This is a genomic window from Burkholderia sp. YHN3-13, from assembly GCF_055810675.1.
The window spans coordinates 627,929-649,529 of record NZ_JBVVNQ010000003.1; the positions used below are offsets into that span (position 1 = coordinate 627,929).

Below are 21,601 nucleotides of genomic sequence, written 5' to 3' on the forward strand. Positions count from 1 at the left end.
CCGATTCACGGAGACGAAGCATCATGTGTGCAATGGCGTATGCGGAATTCCAACAGGAGCTGAAGAAAGCGCAGTTGACGGCGCGCGAGTTCGCCCGCCTGATCCGGATGAACGAAAGTTCGATCACGAACTATTCGAGCAAGGGCACCGTCCCGTCCCACCTCGCGGTCATCGCGAAACTGATCGGCACGCTGGCCGCGCACGAGATCGATTTCCGGCGCGTGATCCGGCAGATGCGGATCGAGCCGAAACGCCCGCGCGGCGGCGGCGTGTTTCCCGCGGCGGAAAAGCCGCGCGCGCGAAAGGCCGCGAAAGCCGACGCCTGAACCGCGGCATGCGTCGCATGCGGCAACGCAGAGGGCCGCTCGATGCATCGATCGATGCCCCCTCGCGCGCCGCGCAAACCGCGCCGCCCGATCGTTACCCCGCCGCCCGCACGTGATCGAGCAGCGCCTGCAACGGATGGCGCACCTGTTTCGACGACAAGCGCTTCACCTGGCTGCGACATGAATACCCGGTCGCCAGCGCCTCGCCTTCGTCCGCGGGCCCGTCGACGTGCGCCGCCCACGACTGCGCATAGATCGTCCTCGACGTCGCGAGATTGCGCGCCTCGTGCCCGTACGTGCCCGACATCCCGCAGCATCCGGTCGACTCGACCTTCAATCGCAAACCGCGCCGCGCGAATACCTGCATCCATTGCTTGCCGCTGTCGGGCGCATTGGTCTTCTCGGTACAGTGCGGCAGCAACCGGTACGAACCGGTCACGCCGCTCGCGCCGGCTTCCGGCAGTGCCTGCAGCAGCCACTCCTGCGGCAGCGCAACTTTCGGTACCTCGGCGAGCCCCGTCACCTTCAGGTATTCCTGCCGATACGTGAGCGTCATCGCCGGATCGAGGCCGACCAGCGATACGCCCGAACGCGCCAGCGCGGCCAGTTGCGTCGCATTGCGGATCGCGGCCTTCTCGAACGCGTGCAGAAAGCCCTGCACGTGCAGCGCCTTGCCGTTCGGTGCAAGCGGCGCGAGCCAGACCTGAAAGCCCGTACGCGCCGCCAGCTCGATCAGCGTCGCCAGCTGCTCGGTATCGAAATAGCGCGTGAACGTGTCCTGCACGATGACGACGCTGCGAACGCGCTGCGCGTCGCTCAGCGCGGCAAGCGCGCGCGGGTCGGCCGGCTTCACGCTCCATTGCCGGATCACGGCCGCGAGATCGAAGCGGCTCAGCAGCGGGCTGTCGACCATGCCGACCTGCCGTTCGAGCAGCGTGCGTACCCATCCCGCACGCATCAGCCCGTTGTACAGCGCCGGCACGCGCGCCATCCACGGCATCGTGACTTCGAGCGAGCCGATCAGGTAGTCGCGCAGCGGCCGCAGGTAGCGCTGGTGATACAGCTCGAGAAAGCGCGAACGGAACTCGGGCACGTTGACCTTCACGGGGCACTGCCCCGCGCACGACTTGCACGCGAGGCATCCAGCCATCGCGTCGTACACCTCGTGCGAGAAATCGGCGTCGCCGCCGCGCGCCGCGCGACTGTTGCGCCAGCGGGCGGCCAGGCCGCGCAGGAACGGCTGCCGCGCACGCGCCGCCGCGACGACGTCGATGCCGGCCTGTCCTTGCAGGCGCAACCATTCGCGCATCAGCGACGCGCGCCCCTTCGGCGACTGCACGCGTTCGCGCGTCGCCTTCCACGACGGGCACATCGCGTCGTCCGGATCGAAGTTGTAGCACGCGCCGTTGCCGTTGCAGTGCATCGCGGTGCCGTAGGCCTGCCACACGCGCTCGTCGATCTGCCGGTCGTAGTCGCCGCGCGTCGGCACTTCGTCGATCTTCAGCAGCCGCATCGTATTGTCCGGCGGCGTCGCGATCTTGCCCGGGTTGAACTGGTTGTGCGGATCGAACGCGGCCTTCAGTTGCTGCAGCGACGGATACAGCTCGCCGAAAAACGCCGGCGCGTACTCGGAGCGCACGCCCTTGCCGTGCTCGCCCCACAGCAGGCCGCCATGACGCTGCGTGAGTTCGGCCACTGCGTCCGACACGGGCCGCACCAGCGCGGCCTGCTTCGGGTCCTTCATGTCGAGCGCCGGCCGTACGTGCAGCACGCCCGCGTCGACGTGACCGAACATCCCGTACTGCAGCCCGTGGCCGTCGAGCAGCGCGCGGAATTCGGCAATGTACGCGGCGAGGTTCTCGGGCGGCACCGCGGTGTCCTCGACGAACGGCTGCGGACGCGCCTCGCCCTGCACGTTGCCGAGCAGGCCGACCGCGCGCTTGCGCATCGCATACACGCGCTTCACCGCATCGTCGCCGGCCGCGAGCGTATGGCCGAGGCGCTCCACGCTCGTATCGGTGCGCAGATGCTCGACGAACGCACGCACGCGCGCATCGACGTCGTCCGCATCGTCGCCGCTGAATTCGACCAGGTTGATGCCAAGTGTCGGCCGCCGGTCGTCCTGCGGGAAATACTCGGCCACGCTGCTCCACACGAAATCCTTCATCGCGAGCATCAGCACCGTCGAGTCGACGGTCTCGATCGACAGCGGCCGGTGCCCGAGCAGCGCGCGCGCGTCGCGCAACGCATCCATGAAGCCCGCATAGCGCACGTTGACCAGCACCGAATACTTCGGGATCGGCAACACGTTGAGCTTCGCCTCGACGACGAAGCCGAGCGAACCCTCCGCGCCGCACAGCACGCTGTTCAGGTTGAAGCGGCCGTCGGGTTCGCGCAGGTGCGCGAGGTCGTAGCCGGTCAGGCAGCGGTTGAGCTTCGGAAACTTCGCGTCGATCAGCGCGGCCTGGTCGTCGCTGATGCGGCGCGCGGTGCGATAGACCTTGCCGATGCGGTCCTGCCGCGCGCAACGGCGCGCCAGCTCGTCGTCGTCGAGCGCATCGCTGTGCAGCCGCTCGCCGCCCATCAGCACGAAATCGAGTGCGAACACGTGATCGCGCGTCTTGCCGTACGTGCAGCTGCCCTGCCCGCTCGCGTCGGTATTGATCATCCCGCCGACGGTCGCGCGGTTCGACGTCGACAGCTCCGGCGCGAAAAACAGCCCGTGCGGCTTCAGCGCCGCATTGAGCTGATCCTTGACGACGCCCGCCTGCACGCGCACCCAGCGCTGCCCGACGTCGATTTCGAGGATCCGGTTCATGTTGCGCGACAGGTCGACGACGACGCCGTCGGTCAGCGACTGCCCGTTGGTGCCCGTGCCGCCGCCGCGCGCGGCCACCGCGACGTCGCGGTGCGCGGGTTCGGCCAGCAGCCGCGCCAGCAGCCGGACGTCGTCCGCATGCGCGGGGCAGATCACCGCCTGCGGCAGGCGCTGATAGATCGAGTTGTCGGTGGCCTGCACCGTCCGGTTCGCGTGGTCCGCATGAATCTCCCCGGCGAATCCCGCCGCCTGCAGCGCGGCGAGGAAATCGCGGTAAACGTTCGCGGGCGGGCTGGCGGGACGGGGCAACGGGGCGATCGACATGGGTAAAAACGCAGTGTGGGTGGAGCCGGCCGGCTCGCGCGCACCAAAACATGATTTTTTAGCAAGTTTCCGCGCGACCGGGAATTCCAGTATCTTTGGATATTCCGCGAGAAACAAACGAATTCTTGCCCGGCGAATATTGCATAAAACTCATGAATTACCGTCGCCTGACCCCGTCGATGTCATTGCTGCTCGTGTTCGAGGCCGCCGCGCGGCATGAAAGCTACACGCGCGCGGCCGAGGAGCTGTCGCTGAGCCAGAGCGCGATCAGCCGGCAGGTCCAGACGCTCGAGGACCAGCTCGGCGTGCCGCTGTTCCGGCGCGAAGGCCGCTCGGTGAAGCTGACCGAAGTCGGCCGCCGCTATTTCGCCGAACTGAGCGGCGCGCTCGGGCGCATCCGCGGCGCGACGCTGCAGGCGATGTCGCACCAGGCGGGCGCCGGCACGCTGCGGCTCGCCACCTTGCCGACGTTCGGCTCGAAATGGCTGCTGCCGCACCTGCACGACTTCTACGCCGCGCATCCGGGCGTGACCGTGCATCTCCATTCACGGATCGGCACGATCGATTTCCTCAACGACGACCTCGACGCGGCCATCACCGTCGGCGCGGGCGACTGGCCCGGCCTGCACGCGCACCGGTTGTACAACGAGTTCCTGATCGCGATCGCGCCGCCCGAGGCGGGCCGCGGCCGCAAGGCCGACGCGCGCACGCCGGCATGGGCCGCGAAGCAGACGCTGCTGGGCGTGACGAGCAACCAGCAGGCATGGGCCGAATGGTTCTCGCACTATCGGCTCGACCATCGCCAGATGCGTATCGGCCCGAGCTTCGAGCTGACGTCCCACCTCATCCAGGCCGTGCGCGCCGGGATGGGGATCGGGCTGGTGCCGAAGGTACTGGTGGAGGATGAATTGAGCCGCGGCGAACTCGTGTCGATCGGCGACGCGATCACGAGCCAGCGCAGCTACTACCTCGTCTATCCGCCCGGCAACGAGACGCTGCCGTCGCTCGCCGCGTTCCGTGAATGGCTGCTGGCGTCGTGCTGACGCGCGGCCGGCCGCCGGCCGGTCAGGTGCGCCATTCGCCGAGAATCTGCTCGGCCAGGTAATCGCACGGCGGGCGCGCCGACTGCGCGCTGCGCGCGAGCACGACCTCGATCTCGCCCAGCGGCGGCAGCCCGTGGCTTTCCGAAAGCTGCACGAGGTGATCCGGAATGCAGCAGCGCGCCAGCGGCGCGACCGCGAGCCCGGCCTCCACCATGCTCAGTATCCCGAGGTGGCTCGGGCTTTCGTACGACATCCGGTACGGGATCTTCCGCCGGTTCAGCGCCTTGACCGCGTGATCGCGCGCCATGCTGCCGCCGTGCGTGAAAAACGCCACCGGCAGCGGCCGCTCCTTCCACACGTCGCGTTTCGGCGACCCGACCCAGACGAGCGGCTCCATCCGGATCAGCTCGCCGGTCACGCCCTTGATCCGCGTGAGACACGCGAGGTCGACCGTGTTGTCCTTGAGCATCGGCACGAGCGCGCTGCTCGGCTGGCCGATCACGCGCACTTCGACGCGCGGATGCATCGCGGCGAATTTGCCGAGCACCTGCGGCAGCAGCGACGAAATGTAGTCGTCCGGCACGCCGATCGTCACGCGGCCGCGGATCTCCGGGCGCACCACCGACGCCCATGCCTCGTCGCGCAGCGCGAGCATCCGGCGGCCGTAGTCGGCGAGCATCGTGCCGTCGTCGGTGGCCGTCACGTTGCGCGTGTCGCGGATGAACAGCGGCTTGCCGAGCGCGTCTTCCAGCGCCTTGATCTGCATGCTCACCGCCGACGGCGACCGGTGCACGGCCTGCGCGCCCTGCGCGAACGAGCCGGTGTCGGCGACGGCCACCACCATCGCGAGTACGTCGAGGTCGAGCTTTTTCATGTCGATTCAGGAAATCTGATCAATCGATTCAGTTTATCCCGTTTTACTGCTCTCCTCCACGGCCGGACAATGAATCCCGTCAGCACTCACTCGATGCAGGAAGCGGAAAAATGCACACGTCCGGATCGCTTTACGGATTTCTCGCCATCGGCGGCATGCTCGCGGTCACGCCCGGGCCGAACATGGTCTACGTGATGTCGCGCTCGATCGCGCAAGGCCGCACGGCCGGGCTCATTTCGCTGGCCGGAGTGATGATCGGCTACCTGTTCTACATGTTCGGCGCGGCATTCGGCATCACGACGCTGTTCATGAGCGTGCCCTATGCGGGCAGCGTGCTGGGCGCGGTCGGGGCAGTCTACCTGCTGTATCTGGCATGGCAGGCGGTGCGGCCCGGCGGCCGCTCGCCGTTCGAGGTGCAGGCGTTGCCGAACGAGCAGCCGATGCGCCTGCTCGCGATGGGTGCGACGACGAGCGTGCTGAACCCGAAACTCGCGATGCTGTTCGTGTCGCTGCTGCCGCAGTTCATCGACTACCGGCAGGGCAGCGTGTTCGGCCAGTCGCTGTTTCTCGGCTCGCTGCTGATCGCCGCGTTCGCGTCGGCCAACGGGCTGGTGGCGATCTGCTCGAGCGGCATCGCGAAATTCCTGCGCGGGCGCCCGACGCTGCTGCTCGCGCAGCGCTGGGCGATGGGGCTCGTGCTTGGCGGCCTCGGCGTGCAGATGGTCCGGGAAGCATCGAAGCTGGCGGGCGTGGCGTGACGGCCGCGCGCGGGTAACGACATCCGCCTGCCGACGCGCGCGTGATGCCGTACAGCACGCACCGGCGCGCGTTGCGTCACTTCGCCGGCAGGTCGGCCGCCAGTTCGCGCAAGCGTGGGGGAAACCGGACGCGCAGCGAACGGCAGCTTCCGTTCGCTGTCGCGCGACGGCACATGTGCCACGAGCCGCGCCGCGACGCGGTGTGCGACCTCGATCGCGTCCGCATCGGAACCGATGAATCGATCGACGGATCCTCCAGGCATCCGTCGCCCCCTGTTTCGCTATACGAAGCGTCAGATCGGAACGACCCGCAACAGCCGTCGCAGGCAACCTGCCTCGATCGGCCGGCGCGTCACGCCGCGATCGCCTGCCGCTGCGCCTCGAGTTCGCGCACGAGCGGCAGCACCTTCTTGCCGAAGTACTCGACTTCCTCGATGAAATGCAGGAACCCGGCCAGCACCAGATCGACGCCGATCGCCTTCAACGCGACAATGCGCTCCGCGATCTGCCGCGGCGTGCCGATCAGGTTCGTGCGGAAGCCGTCGTTGTACTGCACGAGATCCTCGAACGTCGATTTCGCCCAGTTGCCCTCGCCTTCCGGCGACGCCTTGCCCGCCTGCTTCACCGCGTCGCCGAACGCATTGACCGCCTCGACGTGCGCGTGCGCAATGATGTCGTCGAGCACGGCCTTCGCCTCTTCCTCGGTGTCGCGCGCGATCACGAACGCGTTCACGCCGATCCGTACGCGATGGTTGTTCGCGGCCGCCTTGGCACGAATATCGTCGATCTGCGCCTTGAGGTTCTCCGGCGTGTTGCCGTTGGTGAAATACCAGTCCGACACGCTCGCCGCGTTGTCGCGCGCCGCCCGCGAGCTGCCGCCCTGGAAGATTTCCGGGTGCGGCTTCTGCACCGGCTTCGGGCTCAGCGTGTAATCGTTGAAGCGGTAGAAGTCGCCCTTGAACGTGAAGTTGTCCTGGGTCCAGATGCCCTTGAGCGCCTGGATGAATTCCTTCGAACGCCGATAGCGTTCGTCGTGCTCGAGCCACGGCTCGCCGATCGCGGTGAATTCGCCCTTGAACCAGCCGCTCACGACGTTGATCGCGATGCGCCCGTTCGAAATGTGGTCGATCGTCGCGAGCTGCTTCGCGACCACGGCCGGATGCCACGGCCCCGGCAGGATCGCGGCGAGCACCTTGAGCTTCGTCGTCGCATGCAGCAGCGCCTGGCTGAACGACACCGACTCGTGCTGGTATTCGGCGCCGTAGCCGGCCGTGAAGCGGATCTGGCTCAGCGCGTAGTCGAAGCCGGCCGCCTCGGCCGTGCGTGCGAGCTGCTGGTTGTATTCAAGGCTCCAGTCGGTACGCTGCTCGATCGTGCTGACGACGAGGCCGCCGCTGACGTTCGGCACCCAGTACGCGAATTTGACGCCGTCGGCGGAAGGGTCGTGAAGGCTCATGAAGGTGTCCTGGTCGAAGGGGAAACGGAAGCGGCCTACGCGGCCGCGGCGGAGAATGCGTGCGCACGCAACTGCGGTACCGCGCGATCCACGGCGAGCGCGATGCGCTCGCGCAGTGCCGGGTTCGCGATCCGGTACGCGTCGAAATCGCTTTCGGACGCGTACACGCCGACCGGCAGCGTGCGCGCCTGGAAGAAGCTGAACAGCGGTCGCAGTTGATGGTCGATCACCAGCGCATGACGCTCGCTGCCGCCGGTGGCCGCGAGCAGCACGGGCACGTCGACGAGCGCGTCATGGCGCACAAGGTCGAACAGGTGCTTGAACAGGCCCGTATACGACGCGCGATAGACCGGGCTCGCGACGACGAGCGCATCGGCCGTCTCGATCGCGCGGATCAGCGCCTCGAGATCGGCCGGCACCTGCGCGCGCGTCAGCGCACCGGCCAGCCGGCTGCCGATCTTGCCGAGTTCGATCAGTCGCGGCTCGATCGGCAGCGCGGCGCCGAGTGCCGCGACGATCTCGTTGGTCAGCGCCAGCGTACGCGACGGTCGTTGCAAGCTGCCCGATATCGCGACCACGTTGAGGGTGTTGCTCATGCGATGCGTTCCCGTTGTCGAGCCGCGTGTCGATGCGGCGATACCGCTTCGGGTCAGCAAGGAGCGTGCCATTCGGGCGGCCGGCTCGCGGCGCGATCGTCTGCATCGCGAAGTTTCGTGCGTTCGTCCGCCTGGCACGGGATTCGCACAAATGCGCGAGCGCGGCAAGCGTTCCGCCGCGCGTATCACATCGATATTCCACGACGTGATGAACCGGGCGAAGCGACCGTGCTGGCGAACTGCTGCCCAGGAAGCAGCGCAGCGCGCGATGGCATCGAATTCGACGCCCCGGCGTCGGGGCAACCCCGCTCGCCCGCACCATTGCAGGTTTCTCAGCAATCGCGCTTTGGTTATCAGAAATCGATGCTTTTCGCGCGCGGCGAAACATTGAACACTCTGCTGACCACGCAGCAGCCGGACCCCGGCGCTTGTCGGCACGGGTCCGTCTCGCCCGGCCATCCAACGGTTCATCGCCATGACTTCCATTTCCGCTTCGTCGCGCCCGCTCAACCTTCGTGTCGTCGTCCCGTCCCGCGACGCATCCGACACGCGCGATCCGGCCGGCCTGCCCGCTGCGGCACGCACCGCCTCCGTCCTGACGTTGCCCGGACGCCCGGCACAGGTCCGCGCGCGGACGCAGGTGTTTGCCGATCCACGCTCGCTCGCGCTGCTCGAGGAGGTGCACCGTGTCGCACCGAGCGACGCGAACGTGCTGATCGTCGGCGAGACGGGCACCGGCAAGGAACTGATCGCGCGCCACGTGCACGCTCTCGGCAATCGCCGCGACGGGCCGTTCGTCGCGGTGAATTGCGGCGCCTTCTCCGAAACGCTCGTCGACAGCGAACTGTTCGGCCATGAGAAAGGCGCATTTACGGGCGCCGTCGGCGCCAAGCCCGGCTGGTTCGAAGCCGCGCACGGCGGCACGCTGTTTCTCGACGAGATCGGCGACCTGCCGCTGTCGATGCAGGTCAAGCTGCTGCGCGTGCTGCAGGAGCGCGAGGTCGTGCGGCTCGGCTCGCGCACGGGCATTCCGGTCGACGTGCGCGTGGTCGCGGCGACCAACGTCGATCTGCAGCAGGCGGTGGCGGCCGGGCATTTCCGCGGCGACCTGTACTACCGGCTCAACGTCGTGCAGCTTGCGGTGCCGCCGCTGCGCGAGCGTCCGGGCGACATCCTGCCGCTCGCGCGTCACTTCTTCGACGACTACCGCGCGCGCCTCGGTGCCGGACCGCGCGGTTTCGACCCGCGCGCCGAGCGCCGGCTCGTATCGCATCACTGGCCCGGCAATATCCGCGAACTGGAGAACGCGATCCATCACGCGCTGCTCGTGTGCCGCCACGATGTGCTGCACGACACCGACCTGCACCTTGCGTCGCCGTGCGTGCCACCGGCCGCCGTGCCTGCGCCGGAACCGTCCGCCCATGCTCAGGCTGCGTTCGAGCACGCGTTGCGCGACCTGCTCGACGACGGACACGGCAACCTGTTCGAGCATATCGAGGACACCGTGATGCGCGTCGCGTTCGACTTCAGCCACCGCAACCAGATCCGGGCCGCGCAACTGCTCGGCATCAGCCGCAACGTGCTGCGCGCGCGGCTGATCCGTGCGAAGGAAATTGCGGCGCTGAAATAATCTCGCCCAACGGCGCGATCGCGCCGCAATCCGTGCATTGACGTCCGAACCTGATGTATCGTGGCGCGAAGCTCGTGCTTCGTTGCCGCTCGCGCATCCGGTCATCCGTCATGCGACCGGCTGCCCCCGGCGACCGGGCACCCGCACGATTCTCCGCAATACGATGCCGACCGACGCCCATGCAGGCCCGGCCGCGCCCCCGTTCACCCGTCCGGAATCCGTCGCCATGAAAAAGCTTGTGAATCGTCCGTCCGATGTCGTGCGAGAAATGCTGGAAGGCATCGCGCGGCAGTCGCCGCATCTCGCGATCCTCGGCGACGAGCACGTGCTCGTCCGCCAGCCGCTGCCCGAACCGTCTCGACGCCCCGTCGCGATCCTGTCCGGCGGCGGCAGCGGCCACGAGCCCGCGCACGGCGGCTACGTCGGCGAAGGGATGCTGAGCGCGGCCGTGTGCGGCGAAGTATTCACGTCGCCGTCCACCGACGCCGTGCTTGCCGCGATCCGCGCGAGCGCCGGCCCCAACGGCGCGCTGCTGATCGTGAAGAACTACACCGGCGACCGGCTCAATTTCGGGCTCGCCGCCGAGCTTGCGCGCGCGGAAGGCATTCCGGTCGAGACGGTCGTCGTCGCCGACGACGTATCGCTGCGCGGCCGTGTCGACCGTGGCCAGCGGCGCGGGATCGCCGGCACCGTGCTGATCCACAAGCTCGCCGGCGCGGCCGCCGCGCGCGGGCTGCCGCTTGCCCGTGTTGCAGCCATCGCGCGCGACGCGGCGGCCGAGCTCGGCACGATGGGCGTCGCGTTCGACGGCTGCACGATCCCGGGCGCCGACAAATCGGGCTTCAGCCTCGGCGATCAGGAGATCGAGCTCGGCCTCGGCATTCACGGCGAGAAAGGCGTCGAACGTCGCGCGCCGCTGCCGGCCGACGCGCTGGTCGACACGCTGCTGTCGAGCATCGCCGCCGATCTCGTGCTCGACCGCGGCGAACGCGTCGCGCTGTTCGTCAACGGTCTCGGCGCGACGCCGGACATGGAGCTCGCGATCGTGCTGCGTGCCGCGTACGACAACCTGACCCGGCGCGGCATCGTCGTCGCGCGCGCGTGGGCCGGCACATTCCTGTCCGCGCTGAACATGCCCGGCTGCTCGATCTCGGTGCTGCGGCTGAACGACGAACGCGCATCGCTGCTCGACGCACCGACGCAGGCGCGCGCCTGGCCGGGCGGCGGCGCCGTGAATGCACGGATCCGCGTAGCCGCGGCCGCGTCGCCGGACGCACCACTGCCGCCGCTCGACGCGGCCGGCCGCGCCTGGGCCGCGCGCCTGCAGCCGGCGCTGCACGCGGTCGCGCAGACGCTGATCGATCACGAGCAGACGCTGACGGACCTCGACGCGGCGGCCGGCGACGGCGACCTCGGTGCGAGCATGCTGCGCGCCGCGCACGCGATCCTCGCGTTGCCCGATACCGCGTACGCCACGCCGGCCGGCGCACTCGCGGCGCTCGGCGCGGCGTTGCGCCGCGCGATCGCCGGCAGTTCCGGGCCGTTCTATGCAACCGCGCTGCTGCGCGCATCGCGCCGGCTGGCCGACCTTGCCGAACCGTCGGCGCGCGACTGGGCGGCGGCATTCCGCGCGGCAGTGGATTCGATCAGCGAACTGGGGGGCGCGCATGCCGGCGACCGGACGATGCTCGATGCACTGGTGCCGGCCGTCGAGGCATTCAGCCGCGCGCTCGACAGCGATCGCGACAACGCAAGTGCATGGACGGCGGCCGTGGAAGCGGCCGTGGAAGGCGCGGAAGCCACCGCGCGCATGACGCCGCGCGCAGGGCGGGCGAGCTATCTCGGCGAGCGCGCGATCGGCACGCCGGATGGCGGCGCGGTAGCCGTGTCGTACTGGTTGCGCGCGTTGCAGCCTCACGTGCGCTGAACGGCAACGCGCGGGATGCGGGTGGGCGGCCGCGCCGCCCGCCTCTCAGCCTGCGTTCATCCGCCCGGGCGACAGCATCGCGCCGACGCGCAACACTGTGGTGAACATCGCGGCGAGACGACACGGCACGCCGGCGGCGAGCAGCGTGATGACCGCGCGGCCCATCGGCGGACGGACGGGCGCGGGGGAAGATGTCATCGCAAACATGACAACGTCAACCACGACATCGCGTCGCGGTGAACGGCCGAAGCGCCGCGCTCAAACACCTTCGACCAGCACGGCACGATAGCGCGCGCCCTTGAACCGGTGCTGCACGACGGCCTGGTATTCGGGGCCGTGATACCACGCATGTGCGGCCTCCTTCGACGGAAACTCGACGATCACCACGCCTTCGGGTCCTTCGCCTTCCAGCGTTTCCTGAGCGCCGTAAGCCGCGAGCACCTTCACCGGATGACCAGCGAGCGTCGCGCCGACCTTGCTCGCGTAGGTATCGAGTTCGTGCTGATCCTGCGTGCTTTCCCGTGTAAAAACGATGTAAGTTGCCAAGATGCGTGCCCCTTTGTCCGGTGGATGGAAATCGCGCGCGTATCGCTGCTTTCCGACGATCGCGCCGCCCCCGGCCGCGTGCAGTGCGAACGGGTGTGCGGATTATAGGCGGTCGCGGCGCAAGCCGCCGCGACGCTGAAAAAACCGATCCCCACATCGTCCGATGACATCGGGCATCGCAAATTGGCGGGATGACTTGCCCGGCGTGCGACGTGTCGACGCCGCTGTTCGGCGGTACCGCTCCGATCGCCAACGACCGGTTGATCGGCGAGACCGGCAACGCGCTGATTCCCGCGTATCACATGCTGGCCGCTGCGCAACCGGGCTGATCCGCGCGCCGGCGGCGCCCGGCTGTCCATCAACGGCATCCATTGCATCGCCCGCCGTCCGGCGACGGACAGCGGGCGACGCAGGTCGGGCGGCTGAAGCCGCGGCGGGATTGTTGTCGCCCGGACAACACGATGTGCACACGTGCGGCGCTGTTGGCGTGTATCGGCCGTCACTACAATCGCTGACACGCTCAACCGGAATCCGGGCGAACCGAAGCGCGCGACCTTCACGATCGCGCTCGCGAACCGCGCCGTGCCGCGCGGCTCAATCCACTCGACGAACAGGACTACTGAACATGAACGCACCACTCCGCAACGTCCAGCCGGTTATCGACCGCCTGGGAAAAGAAGGTTCGGGCGAGCTCGTTCCCTCCCGCTACGCCGTGCGCATCGGCGATGTCGATGTCGTGCTGATCAGCGACGGCGTGCTGCCGCTGCCGACTTCCACCATGTCCACCAACGTGAGCGAGGCGGAGCGCAACGCCTGGTTCGACGGGCGTTTCCTGCAACGCGACCGATTCGACTGGGCGCTCAACATCGCGCTCGTGCGCAGTGCCGATCGGCTGATCCTGATCGATTCGGGCGTGGGTGACGGCTTCGAATACTTTACGCGCGCCGGGCGATCGGTGATGCGTCTGGAATCGGCCGGTATCGACCTGGCCGCGATCACCGACATCGTGATAACGCACATGCACATGGATCACGTCGGCGGGCTGAACACCGACGGCGTCAAGGCCCGGCTGCGCCCCGACGTACGCATTCACGTATCGGCCGCCGAAATGGCGTTCTGGAAGAATCCGGACTTCAGCAAGACGGTGATGCCGGAAACCGTACCACCCGCACTGCGCAAGGCGGCGGCCAGGTTCGTGACGCTCTACGGCGAAAACATCGTGACGTTCGATCGGACCGTGGAAGTCGCAACCGGCGTGACGGCGCGCGTGACGGGCGGACATACGCCCGGGCACTGCGTGGTCGACGTCGCGTCGAACGGGGAAAAGCTGACGTTCGCGGGCGACGCGATCTTCGAAGTCAACTTCGACCACCCCGACTGGCAAAACGGCTTCGAGCACGATCCCGAAGCGGCTGTCGACGTGCGCATCGCATTGTTCAACGAAGCCGCCGACACCGGTGCGCTGCTGGCCGCCGCACATGTCGCGTTCCCTTCCATCGGCCATGTTGCGAGGGACGGCAGCGGCTTCCGCTTCGTTCCCGTCGTGTGGGACTACTGATCGAGGATCGGCGACCGGTGCGTGCTGCGGCAACGCATCGGCGGTCCTCCCGAACGGCACCACCATAAAAACGCGCCGCCGCATTTCATGCGGCGGCATCACGTCACGCGCCAAAGCGCATCACGACCGCCCGAACCTCACGCGAGCGCCGACATGTTCCGCTCCGCGACCTCGTCCGCCGCCTCCTTCACTATACCGACGCTCTCGTCGGCTTTCGCACGCGTCACGAGCCGCTTGTCTCTCGACTCGATGCCGGGCACCGCGCCGATCGCGTTGCGCCAGCCCGCCGATACCTCGGTCTTTCCCGTCTCGATGTCTCCGTCGTGGCATCCGCCTCGTCGCCCGGCAAAACACCCTGAAAATATTGTCCCGGTGGAATCGCGCACGTCAGCAGGGCGCTGCGGGTCGAGTCGATGCGGGCAGTCAGGCCACCGGCGCGCACGGCATGTGCCGTGTCTTCGAGGTCACCGGCACATCGGCCGGAATCGCGTCGGTACGCAGTTACGGCGGGACCGTCGCGAGCGTGAGACCGCGACCGGGAACCGCGTTCGTCGTGGGTTGTGGAAACGAAATCGGGTCGCGCCGTTCGCGCGGCGCGTCAAGCCAGCGTCGCCGTCGCCTGCATCGTCAGCCAGCCATCGCGATCCTTCGCCCACAGCTCGATCGTACTGCCGTCGTCCGACGGCTTGCCGCACAGCGTGAACGGCTCCCCGTCGAAGGTCGGGCGCACCGCGCGAAACGCAAAGCTCGCGAGCACCGCGTCCGGCCGTTCGCGATGCACGAGATCGACGAGCAGCGTCGCGATCAGCGGGCCGTGCACGACGAGCCCCGGATAGCCTTCTTCCTGCGTCACGTAGCTGCGGTCGTAGTGGATACGGTGACCATTGAAGGTCAGCGCCGAATAGCGGAACAGCATCACGGCGTCGGCCGTGACGGTGCGCGCCCACGTTTCACCCGTGGGCGCCGCGACCGGCTTCTGCGCCGGCGCGCCCGGCTGCTGCGCGTCTCGATAGACGATGTCGTGCTCTTCCTCGATACACAGCACCCCATCGGACTCGATGCGGTGCTGCACCGTCACGAACACGAGCCGGCCGCTGCGGCCCGTCTTGTCCTCGATGTTCGCGATCGTCGATTCGCGCGTCGCGCGCCGCCCCGCGCGCAGCGGCGCGTGAAACGTCAGCCGGCCGCCGGCCCACATGCGGCGCGGCAGCGGCACGGGCGGCAGGAAGCCGCCGCGCTTCGGGTGGCCGTCGGGGCCGACTTCGGCCAGCGGCGCGATGGGCAGGAAATAGAGCCAGTGCCACATCGGCGGGACGACGTCGCCGGGCGACGGGCGGTCGAGCGTGGCGGCCAGCGCGTTGAGCGGGAACGCGGTGATGTCGTCGCCAAGCGTTTCGGTCTTGCCGAGCCACGCGTCGAGTGACGCGGGTGCGGCGGGCTGCGAGGATGAGTTCGACACTGATGGAGTCTCCGGTGCGTTGGCAAGGGCCCAAATATGCGCGCCGCACGGCGTTTCGCGAAGTCGGCATTCCCGAACCCGGGCTTCGAATTTGCTCGCCCCCTGCGGCCCTGCCGGTCCTGCGCGACGATTTTCGTCTGACCATTCGATACATTCGACAATATAGCCGCCTCGCGCGCCGCGTGCGATTCCTGGCGCGGACCTTACAGCTTGACCACCGCCGGCACGCTGCCTAAATTGGTTCTGATGGACCGGCCGCGCGACGAGCGACATGTCATCCGGGTGACAAGAAAACGATAGTTTGCTATCGAATGTTTTTACCCTATCATCTCGGCCATGACCAATCTGCACGACCTCCGCCTCGCCGTCAGCAGCCTGCTCGTGCTGTCCGCGCGCAAGTGGCGCCGCACCAGTGACGGCGTGCTGAACGCGTACAACGTGTCCGAGGCCTGCGCGACGCCGCTCCTGATCGCCGGCCGGCTCGGCGAAGGTGTACGGCAGGGCACGCTCGCCGAACACGTCGGGATCGAAGGGCCGTCGCTCGTGCGCCTGCTCGACCAGCTGTGCGCGGCCGGCCTTGCGCGCCGCGACGAGGATCCGCACGATCGTCGCGCGAAAACGATCTCGCTGACGGCCGCCGGCCGCGCCGTCACCGCGAGGATGGAAGAAGACCTGCGCACGCTGCGCGCTCAGGTGCTCAAGGGCGTGACGCGCACCGATCTCGAAACGACGCTGCGCGTGCTCGAAGCGTTCAACGCGTCCGAGTCGCACCCGCCCGCCTCGCGTATCTCCCCCGCCGACGACACCGCGTCATGACCTATCCGAGCCTCCGCGACTGGCTGTTCTCGGGCAAGACGTTCGCCGCGTCGATGCTGGCGCTGTACCTCGGCCTGTATTTCCAGCTGCCGCGCCCGTACTGGGCGATGGCGAGCGTCTACATCGTGTCGAACCCGTTCGTCGGCGCGACGCGCTCGAAGGCGCTGTACCGCGCGCTCGGCACCGCGCTCGGCGCAGCCGCCGCGATCTTCTTCGTGCCGCCATTCGTCGAGACGCCGCTCCTGTTCAGCATCATCGTCGCGACCTGGTGCGGCACGCTGCTCTACCTCGCGATCTCCGACCGCACCGCGCGCAGCTACGTGTTCATGCTCGCCGGCTATACGATGCCGCTGATCGCACTGCCGACCGTGACCGACCCGTCCACCGTGTTCGACGTCGCGATCGCGCGAACCGAGGAAATCGTGCTCGGCATCGTCTGCGCGAGCGTGGTCGGCAGCACCGTGTTTCCGAACCGGCTCGCGCCGACGCTGATCGAACGCACCGACGCGTGGTTCAAGGACGCCGCGTTCTACGGTCGCGAGACGCTGTCCGGGCAAATTGCCGGCAAGGCGTTGTCGGCATGCCGCCAACGGCTCGCCGCGACGATCACCGGCCTCGAATTCCTGCTGAGCCAGCTGAGTTACGACCATGCGCACCCGCGCATCCTTGCCCGCGCGCAGGCGCTCGCGGGCCGCATGCAGTTGTTCCTGCCGCTGATGTCGTCGCTCGCCGATCCCTTGATCGCGCTGATGCGCGACCTGCACGTGCGCCCGCCCGCTCTCGATGCGCTGCTGGCCGATGCCGCGAAATGGTTCGACGCACCGCTGCCGTCCGTGAAGGCCGACGGCGACATGGCCCACGACGCGGTCGCGGACAACCTGCGCGAGCGCATCGCCGCGCTGCAGCCCGCCGACAGCGCCCTGGCGAGCTGGGAGGGCGCACTGCTGTCGAACGCGCTGTGGCGGCTGCGCCAGGTCGTCGACATCTGGCAGGACTGCCGTTCGCTGCGTGCGCTGATCGCGAACGAATCGGGTGTGTGGCAGCCGCGCTACCGGCACTGGCGGCTCGGCGGCACCGAACGCTTCTTCGATCGCGGGATGATGCTGTTCTCGACGCTGACCGTCGTGTTCGCGATCGTGTTCGCGTGCTGGCTGTGGATCTCGTCCGGCTGGCACGACGGTGCGGCGGCCGTCACGCTCGTGGCCGTGTCGTGCAGCTTCTTCGCCGCGCTCGACGAGCCGGCGCCGCTGGTGTTCAAGTTCTTCCTGTCGACCGCCGCGAGCGTCGTGTTCGCGGGCCTGTACCTGTTCGTCGTGCTGCCGCACGTGCACGATTTCGCGATGCTCGTGCTGATGTTCGCGGGCCCGTTCATCCTGATCGGCACGCTGCTGCCGCGCCCGCAGTTCAACATGGTGACGATGCTCGTCGCCGTGAACACGGCGACCTTCATCAGCATCCAGAGCGCGTACGAAGCCGATTTCTTCGTGTTCCTGAACAGCAACCTCGCGGGTGTCGCCGGGCTGCTGTTCGCGTACGTGTGGACGCGGGCGACGCGGCCGTTCGGCGCGGAGCTCGCGGTGCGGCGCCTGTTGCGCTCGGGCTGGGAAGACGTCGCGCGCTCCGCGTCGACGCAGCCGCTCGACGACCAGCGCAACCACGCATCGCGGATGCTCGACCGCGTCACGCAGCTGCTGCCGCGCCTGGGCGCATCCGACGATCACCGCCACCCGTCGATCGAGAGCTTCCGCGACCTGCGCATCGCACTGAACGCGCTTGACCTGCGCCGCTCGCGCCGTCGCCTGTCGGGCGACGTACCCGACGCGATCGATCGCGTCCTCGCCGGCGTCACCGATCACTACGCGCGCTGCGCGGCCGCGAACGCGCGCCAGCCGGCACCGCCCGCGCTGCTCGCGACGATCGACGACGCACTGCACCGCGTGGGCGGTCGCGGCCTGCCGGGTGCCGCGCCGGCCGAGGGCGGCACCGCACCTGCCGCCCCTGCCACGCACCGCCGGCTGCGCGACACGCTGCACGCGCTCGTCGGGCTGCGTCTGTCGCTGTATCCGGCCGCTGCCGGCCAGGCGCCTCGGGCCCCGGACGGAGCACGCGCATGATCCGGCTTTCCAACCCGTCCTTCCGACCGCGACCATGATCGGCGAAATCGACATCTTCGGCGTATTCGTGCCGGCCCCGCTCGTGCTGATGCTGATCGCCTACCTGATCAACATCGTCGTGCGCGCCATGCTCGAGCGCGTCGGCTTCTACCGCCTCGTCTGGCACCGTTCGATCTTCGACCTCGGCATCTACGTGTTCGTGCTTGCCGCCGTCGTCATCGCTTCCCACCATCTCGTGGCTTCCTAACGTGAAAAAAACCTGGCTCTCGGCAGGGCAAATCCTGCTCACCCTGATCGTCGTCGTCGTGGCCGGCCTCGTGCTGTGGCGGATCATCAACTACTACATGTTCTCGCCGTGGACACGCGACGGGCACGTGCGCGCCGACGTGATCCAGGTCGCGCCGGACGTGGCGGGCCTCATCACGTCGGTGCAGGTCGCCGACAACCAGGAGGTCAAGCGCGGCCAGGTGCTGTTCGTGATCGACCAGGCGCGCTACACGCTCGCGGAACGGCTCGCTGAAGCGACGCTCGCGCAGCGCCGCGCGACACTGGCCCAGGCGAAGCGCGAATACGCGCGCAACCTGCAGCTCGGCAACCTGGTCGCGAGCGAGCAGGTCGAGGAAAGCCGCACGCGCGTCGAACAAGGCGAAGCCAGCGTCGCCGACGCACAGGTATCGCTCGACACCGCGAAGCTGAACCTGCAGCGCACGACGATCGTGAGTCCCGTGGACGGCTACCTGAACGATCGCGCGCCGCGTGTCGGCGAATACGTGCCGGCCGGCCGCGCGGTCCTGTCGGTCGTGGACCGCCATTCGTTCCGTGTCGACGGCTACTTCGAGGAAACCAAGCTGCGCGGCATCCATATCGGCCAGCCGGTCGACATCATCGTGATGGGCGAGCCGCATGCGCTGCGCGGCCACGTGCAGAGCATCGTCGCCGCGATCGAGGATCGCGACCGCACGCAGGGCGCGAACCTGCTGCCGAACGTGAACCCGGCGTTCAGCTGGGTGCGGCTCGCACAGCGCGTGCCGGTGCGCGTCGTACTCGACGAAGTGCCCGACGATTTCCGGATGATCGCCGGCCGTACCGCGACCGTGTCGATGCGCGACGCCGACACGCGCCGAAACGACAACACAAAACCGGCTGCCGGTGCCGGCTCGGCCCCGGCACCGGTCACCGCGGCGTCCGGGGCCGCCGCCAGCGCGGCGGGAGCATCGCAATGAACCGGCACGGTCTGCGCGTCGCGGCCGCACTCGCGCCGCTTGCGCTCGCACTCGGCGCATGCAAATCCGTCGGCCCCGATTACACGCTGCCGCAGCAGGCGTACGTGAATGCGCCGCTCGCGAACCATGCGCTCGACGACGCGAACGGAACGCTCGTGTCGCGCGACGCGGTGCCCGGCAACTGGTGGCAGCTGTACGACGACCCCGTGCTCGACGCACTGGTGCGCGATGCGCTGAAGTCGAACACCGACCTGCGCGTCGCCGCGGCCAACCTCGCGCGGTCGCGCGCGGCGCTGGAAGTCGCGAGCCAGCAGGGCGGGTTCTCGGGCGGCGCCGAAGCCGCGGTGCAGCGCGCGCAGGAATCGGCCGAGCAATACCTGCTCGAGAACAAGCTGCCGGTCGTCAACGAAGGCGCGGTCGGCATCAACGTGTCGTACGAGCTCGACCTGTTCGGCAAGCTGCGGCGCGGCGTCGAAGCCGCACGCGCGGACAGCGAGGCCGTCAAGGCGGCCGGCGACCTGGCGCGCATCACCGTCGTCGCCGACGTCGTGCGCGCATATGTCGAATCGTGCTCGGCCGGCGACGAGCTGGCGATCGCGAGGCAGTCGCTCGCGCTGCAGAAGCAGCGCGTCGCGCTGTCGCAGCGGCTGCGCGATGCCGGGCGCGGCAATCAGACCGACGTGACGCGCGGCGTGACGCAGGTGCGCACGCTCGCGGCCGACATCCCGCGCTTCGAAGGGCGCCGCAAGGTCGCGCAATACCAGCTCGCCGCACTGCTCGCGCGCGCGCCGGCCGACCTGCCGAAGGCCGTCGTCGAATGCGAACGGCTGCCGAAGCTGCGTCAGCCGATTCCGATCGGCGACGGTGCCGCGCTGCTGCGCCGCCGCCCCGACGTACGCGAAGCTGAGCGGCAGCTCGCCGCCGCGACCGCGCGGATCGGCGTCGCGACCGCGGCGCTGTATCCGTCGATCAGCATCGGTGCGTCGGCCGGCTCGGTCGGCGTCGCCGCCGACCTGTTCTCGTCCACCACGAATCGCTGGTCGTTCGGCCCGCTGATCAGCTGGTCGTTCCCCGTCAACGGCCAGCGCGCCCGCGTGCGCGAAGCCGAGGCGTCGACGGGCGGCGCGCTCGCGCATTTCGACGGCGTCGTGCTGAACGCGCTGCGCGAAACACAGTCGAGCCTCGCGACCTATGCGGCCGACGTGCAACGTACGGACGCCTTGCGCACCGCGTACGAATCGGCCCGCAATTCCGCCGACGAAACCCATCGTCTCTATGCGGCCGGCCGCGAGTCGTTCCTCTCCGATCTCGACGCGACGCGCACGCTGACGAGCGTGAAGGCGCAGGTTGCGGCGGCCGAAGGCCAGGTCGCGGCCGATCAGGTGCGGCTCTTCCTCGCGCTGGGCGGCGGGTGGGACGGCGACGGTACGGCGGCCGCGCGTGCCGCCGCAACGATCAAGGACGGCGAGTCGCCACGGTAGCGTCATCGCCTTCAATACATCACCCCGGTGCGGCAAAACGCACCGCGGTGGCGGGTTTTACTGATTCGCGCCATAGCATCCGGATGGCGACGCGTCCCTGCGTTGACGGTAGACTGGGCGATGCATTTCCATTCATCCGCGGCTGCCGATCCGGCAGCCGCCTTCATTCGGAGCGTCATCATGCGAACCAGTGCCCGCAACCATTTCGCCGGTCAGGTCGGCGCCGTCAAGCCCGGTGCCGTCAACGACGAAATCACGCTGCACACGCAGGACGGCCTCGACATCGTCGCCGTGATCACCCACGGCAGCGCGGCTTCGCTGGGCCTCGCGGCGGGCACGAAGGCGTTCGCGCTCGTCAAGGCATCGTCGGTCATCGTGATGGTCGACGTCGACAGCAGCAAGGTATCGGCGCGCAACTGCGTCGCGGGCACCGTCGCGACGGTCACGAAGGGCGCGGTGAATTCGGAAGTCGTGATCAAGGCCGCGGGTGGCGCCGAAATCGTCGCGATCGTCACCAATGACAGCGTCGATCGCCTCGGCCTCGCGAGCGGCTCGGCCGCATCCGCGATCTTCAAGGCATCGAGCGTGATCGTCGGCGTCGAGTGAGCGCGTGACGGTCGCGACGGAGAACCGCCCAGTGCCGCGCGTTCGC

At 68.4% G+C, this 21,601-nt stretch carries 20 protein-coding genes; 12 read left to right on the forward strand and 8 right to left on the reverse strand.

Annotation, left to right across the window (positions count from 1 at the left end):
- Nucleotides 1-23: 23 nt before the first annotated feature.
- Nucleotides 24-326, forward strand: coding sequence for a hypothetical protein (locus tag AC0KUR_RS11110; RefSeq protein ID WP_059562243.1), 303 nt, complete (start codon nucleotides 24-26; stop codon nucleotides 324-326).
- Between the two features lie 94 nt (nucleotides 327-420).
- Here AC0KUR_RS11110 and ydiJ read toward each other — a convergent pair whose 3' ends face one another.
- Nucleotides 421-3,468, reverse strand: coding sequence for a D-2-hydroxyglutarate dehydrogenase YdiJ (gene ydiJ, locus AC0KUR_RS11115; protein ID WP_473375878.1), 3,048 nt, complete (start codon nucleotides 3,466-3,468; stop codon nucleotides 421-423).
- A gap of 152 nt (nucleotides 3,469-3,620) precedes the next feature.
- On the opposite strand from ydiJ, the gene AC0KUR_RS11120 reads away from it, so the two are divergent.
- The gene (locus AC0KUR_RS11120; RefSeq protein WP_034192006.1) at nucleotides 3,621-4,511 is read left to right on the forward strand and encodes a LysR substrate-binding domain-containing protein; all 891 of its coding nucleotides are present in this window, start codon (nucleotides 3,621-3,623) and stop codon (nucleotides 4,509-4,511) included.
- A 22-nt stretch (nucleotides 4,512-4,533) separates the two neighbouring features.
- On the opposite strand, the gene AC0KUR_RS11125 is transcribed toward AC0KUR_RS11120, so the two are convergent.
- Nucleotides 4,534-5,385, reverse strand: coding sequence for a LysR substrate-binding domain-containing protein (locus AC0KUR_RS11125; RefSeq protein ID WP_034192007.1), 852 nt, complete (start codon nucleotides 5,383-5,385; stop codon nucleotides 4,534-4,536).
- Between the two features lie 110 nt (nucleotides 5,386-5,495).
- Here AC0KUR_RS11125 and AC0KUR_RS11130 point away from each other — a divergent pair, with 110 nt between their 5' ends.
- Complete coding sequence (locus AC0KUR_RS11130; protein ID WP_034192008.1) at nucleotides 5,496-6,143, forward strand: LysE family translocator; 648 nt, start codon at nucleotides 5,496-5,498, stop codon at nucleotides 6,141-6,143.
- A gap of 352 nt (nucleotides 6,144-6,495) precedes the next feature.
- Here AC0KUR_RS11130 and sfnG read toward each other — a convergent pair whose 3' ends face one another.
- Together sfnG and msuE are read right to left on the reverse strand one after the other, a co-directional pair.
- Nucleotides 6,496-7,599 (reverse strand): dimethylsulfone monooxygenase SfnG, encoded by a 1,104-nt coding sequence (sfnG, locus tag AC0KUR_RS11135; protein WP_175026886.1) that lies wholly within the window; start codon nucleotides 7,597-7,599, stop codon nucleotides 6,496-6,498.
- A gap of 35 nt (nucleotides 7,600-7,634) precedes the next feature.
- Nucleotides 7,635-8,195, reverse strand: a complete 561-nt coding sequence (gene msuE, locus AC0KUR_RS11140) for an FMN reductase (RefSeq protein WP_473375879.1) — start codon at nucleotides 8,193-8,195, stop codon at nucleotides 7,635-7,637.
- 475 nt (nucleotides 8,196-8,670) lie between these two features.
- Between msuE and AC0KUR_RS11145 the strand changes: the two genes are divergently transcribed.
- Both AC0KUR_RS11145 and dhaL read left to right on the forward strand, forming a co-directional pair.
- Nucleotides 8,671-9,825 carry a sigma-54 interaction domain-containing protein gene (locus AC0KUR_RS11145; protein ID WP_367190532.1) on the forward strand — a complete coding sequence of 385 codons (1,155 nt, stop codon included), beginning with the start codon at nucleotides 8,671-8,673 and terminating at the stop codon, nucleotides 9,823-9,825.
- A 226-nt stretch (nucleotides 9,826-10,051) separates the two neighbouring features.
- Nucleotides 10,052-11,752: a dihydroxyacetone kinase subunit DhaL gene (gene dhaL / locus AC0KUR_RS11150; RefSeq protein ID WP_473375880.1), complete on the forward strand. Its 1,701-nt coding sequence runs from the start codon at nucleotides 10,052-10,054 to the stop codon at nucleotides 11,750-11,752.
- 45 nt (nucleotides 11,753-11,797) lie between these two features.
- Here the strand turns inward: dhaL and AC0KUR_RS11155 are convergent, their stop codons facing one another.
- Both AC0KUR_RS11155 and AC0KUR_RS11160 read right to left on the reverse strand, forming a co-directional pair.
- Nucleotides 11,798-11,950: a hypothetical protein gene (locus AC0KUR_RS11155; protein WP_473375881.1), complete on the reverse strand. Its 153-nt coding sequence runs from the start codon at nucleotides 11,948-11,950 to the stop codon at nucleotides 11,798-11,800.
- 60 nt (nucleotides 11,951-12,010) lie between these two features.
- Nucleotides 12,011-12,298 (reverse strand): DUF1330 domain-containing protein, encoded by a 288-nt coding sequence (locus AC0KUR_RS11160; RefSeq protein WP_034191737.1) that lies wholly within the window; start codon nucleotides 12,296-12,298, stop codon nucleotides 12,011-12,013.
- Nucleotides 12,299-12,923: 625 nt separating this feature from the next.
- Here AC0KUR_RS11160 and AC0KUR_RS11165 point away from each other — a divergent pair.
- Nucleotides 12,924-13,856, forward strand: coding sequence for an MBL fold metallo-hydrolase (locus AC0KUR_RS11165; RefSeq protein WP_049036817.1), 933 nt, complete (start codon nucleotides 12,924-12,926; stop codon nucleotides 13,854-13,856).
- 137 nt (nucleotides 13,857-13,993) lie between these two features.
- On the opposite strand, the gene AC0KUR_RS11170 is transcribed toward AC0KUR_RS11165, so the two are convergent.
- Together AC0KUR_RS11170 and AC0KUR_RS11175 are read right to left on the reverse strand one after the other, a co-directional pair.
- Nucleotides 13,994-14,242: a hypothetical protein gene (locus AC0KUR_RS11170; RefSeq protein ID WP_124671239.1), complete on the reverse strand. Its 249-nt coding sequence runs from the start codon at nucleotides 14,240-14,242 to the stop codon at nucleotides 13,994-13,996.
- Nucleotides 14,243-14,454: 212 nt separating this feature from the next.
- Entirely contained in the window at nucleotides 14,455-15,315 is an 861-nt protein-coding gene (locus AC0KUR_RS11175) for an HTD2 family dehydratase (protein ID WP_059561947.1), read from the reverse strand.
- Nucleotides 15,316-15,651: 336 nt separating this feature from the next.
- Here AC0KUR_RS11175 and AC0KUR_RS11180 point away from each other — a divergent pair, with 336 nt between their 5' ends.
- The 6 genes from AC0KUR_RS11180 to AC0KUR_RS11205 all read left to right on the forward strand — a co-directional run bounded on the left by AC0KUR_RS11180 (nucleotide 15,652) and on the right by AC0KUR_RS11205 (nucleotide 21,555).
- A complete protein-coding gene (locus AC0KUR_RS11180; RefSeq protein WP_034191735.1) occupies nucleotides 15,652-16,131 on the forward strand; it encodes a MarR family winged helix-turn-helix transcriptional regulator in 480 nt (159 codons plus the stop codon).
- A complete protein-coding gene (locus tag AC0KUR_RS11185) occupies nucleotides 16,128-18,245 on the forward strand; it encodes an FUSC family protein (protein ID WP_059561944.1) in 2,118 nt (705 codons plus the stop codon). Before AC0KUR_RS11180 ends, AC0KUR_RS11185 begins: the two co-directional genes overlap by 4 nt.
- A 34-nt stretch (nucleotides 18,246-18,279) precedes the next feature.
- Complete coding sequence (locus tag AC0KUR_RS11190; protein WP_473375882.1) at nucleotides 18,280-18,492, forward strand: DUF1656 domain-containing protein; 213 nt, start codon at nucleotides 18,280-18,282, stop codon at nucleotides 18,490-18,492.
- Between the two features lies 1 nt (nucleotide 18,493).
- Nucleotides 18,494-19,468: an efflux RND transporter periplasmic adaptor subunit gene (locus tag AC0KUR_RS11195; protein ID WP_059561938.1), complete on the forward strand. Its 975-nt coding sequence runs from the start codon at nucleotides 18,494-18,496 to the stop codon at nucleotides 19,466-19,468.
- Nucleotides 19,465-20,949, forward strand: a complete 1,485-nt coding sequence (locus AC0KUR_RS11200; RefSeq protein ID WP_473375883.1) for an efflux transporter outer membrane subunit — start codon at nucleotides 19,465-19,467, stop codon at nucleotides 20,947-20,949. The genes AC0KUR_RS11195 and AC0KUR_RS11200 overlap by 4 nt, the downstream gene beginning before the upstream one ends.
- 180 nt (nucleotides 20,950-21,129) lie before the next feature.
- Nucleotides 21,130-21,555 (forward strand): TOBE domain-containing protein, encoded by a 426-nt coding sequence (locus AC0KUR_RS11205; protein ID WP_034191730.1) that lies wholly within the window; start codon nucleotides 21,130-21,132, stop codon nucleotides 21,553-21,555.
- Nucleotides 21,556-21,601 lie beyond the last annotated feature (46 nt).

What these genes read in the sequence shown, in the direction of transcription:
- AC0KUR_RS11145 (WP_367190532.1), top strand. Translation starts at nt 8,671, where the DNA reads ATGACTTCCATTTCCGCTTCGTCGCGCCCGCTCAACCTTCGTGTCGTC.
- AC0KUR_RS11205 (WP_034191730.1), top strand. Translation starts at nt 21,130, where the DNA reads ATGCGAACCAGTGCCCGCAACCATTTCGCCGGTCAGGTCGGCGCCGTC.
- AC0KUR_RS11185 (WP_059561944.1), top strand. Translation starts at nt 16,128, where the DNA reads ATGACCTATCCGAGCCTCCGCGACTGGCTGTTCTCGGGCAAGACGTTC.
- dhaL (WP_473375880.1), top strand. Translation starts at nt 10,052, where the DNA reads ATGAAAAAGCTTGTGAATCGTCCGTCCGATGTCGTGCGAGAAATGCTG.
- AC0KUR_RS11155 (WP_473375881.1), bottom strand. Translation starts at nt 11,950, where the DNA reads ATGACATCTTCCCCCGCGCCCGTCCGTCCGCCGATGGGCCGCGCGGTC.
- AC0KUR_RS11130 (WP_034192008.1), top strand. Translation starts at nt 5,496, where the DNA reads ATGCACACGTCCGGATCGCTTTACGGATTTCTCGCCATCGGCGGCATG.
- AC0KUR_RS11180 (WP_034191735.1), top strand. Translation starts at nt 15,652, where the DNA reads ATGACCAATCTGCACGACCTCCGCCTCGCCGTCAGCAGCCTGCTCGTG.
- msuE (WP_473375879.1), bottom strand. Translation starts at nt 8,195, where the DNA reads ATGAGCAACACCCTCAACGTGGTCGCGATATCGGGCAGCTTGCAACGA.
- AC0KUR_RS11165 (WP_049036817.1), top strand. Translation starts at nt 12,924, where the DNA reads ATGAACGCACCACTCCGCAACGTCCAGCCGGTTATCGACCGCCTGGGA.
- sfnG (WP_175026886.1), bottom strand. Translation starts at nt 7,599, where the DNA reads ATGAGCCTTCACGACCCTTCCGCCGACGGCGTCAAATTCGCGTACTGG.
- ydiJ (WP_473375878.1), bottom strand. Translation starts at nt 3,468, where the DNA reads ATGTCGATCGCCCCGTTGCCCCGTCCCGCCAGCCCGCCCGCGAACGTT.
- AC0KUR_RS11200 (WP_473375883.1), top strand. Translation starts at nt 19,465, where the DNA reads ATGAACCGGCACGGTCTGCGCGTCGCGGCCGCACTCGCGCCGCTTGCG.
- AC0KUR_RS11120 (WP_034192006.1), top strand. Translation starts at nt 3,621, where the DNA reads ATGAATTACCGTCGCCTGACCCCGTCGATGTCATTGCTGCTCGTGTTC.
- AC0KUR_RS11125 (WP_034192007.1), bottom strand. Translation starts at nt 5,385, where the DNA reads ATGAAAAAGCTCGACCTCGACGTACTCGCGATGGTGGTGGCCGTCGCC.
- AC0KUR_RS11190 (WP_473375882.1), top strand. Translation starts at nt 18,280, where the DNA reads ATGATCGGCGAAATCGACATCTTCGGCGTATTCGTGCCGGCCCCGCTC.
- AC0KUR_RS11110 (WP_059562243.1), top strand. Translation starts at nt 24, where the DNA reads ATGTGTGCAATGGCGTATGCGGAATTCCAACAGGAGCTGAAGAAAGCG.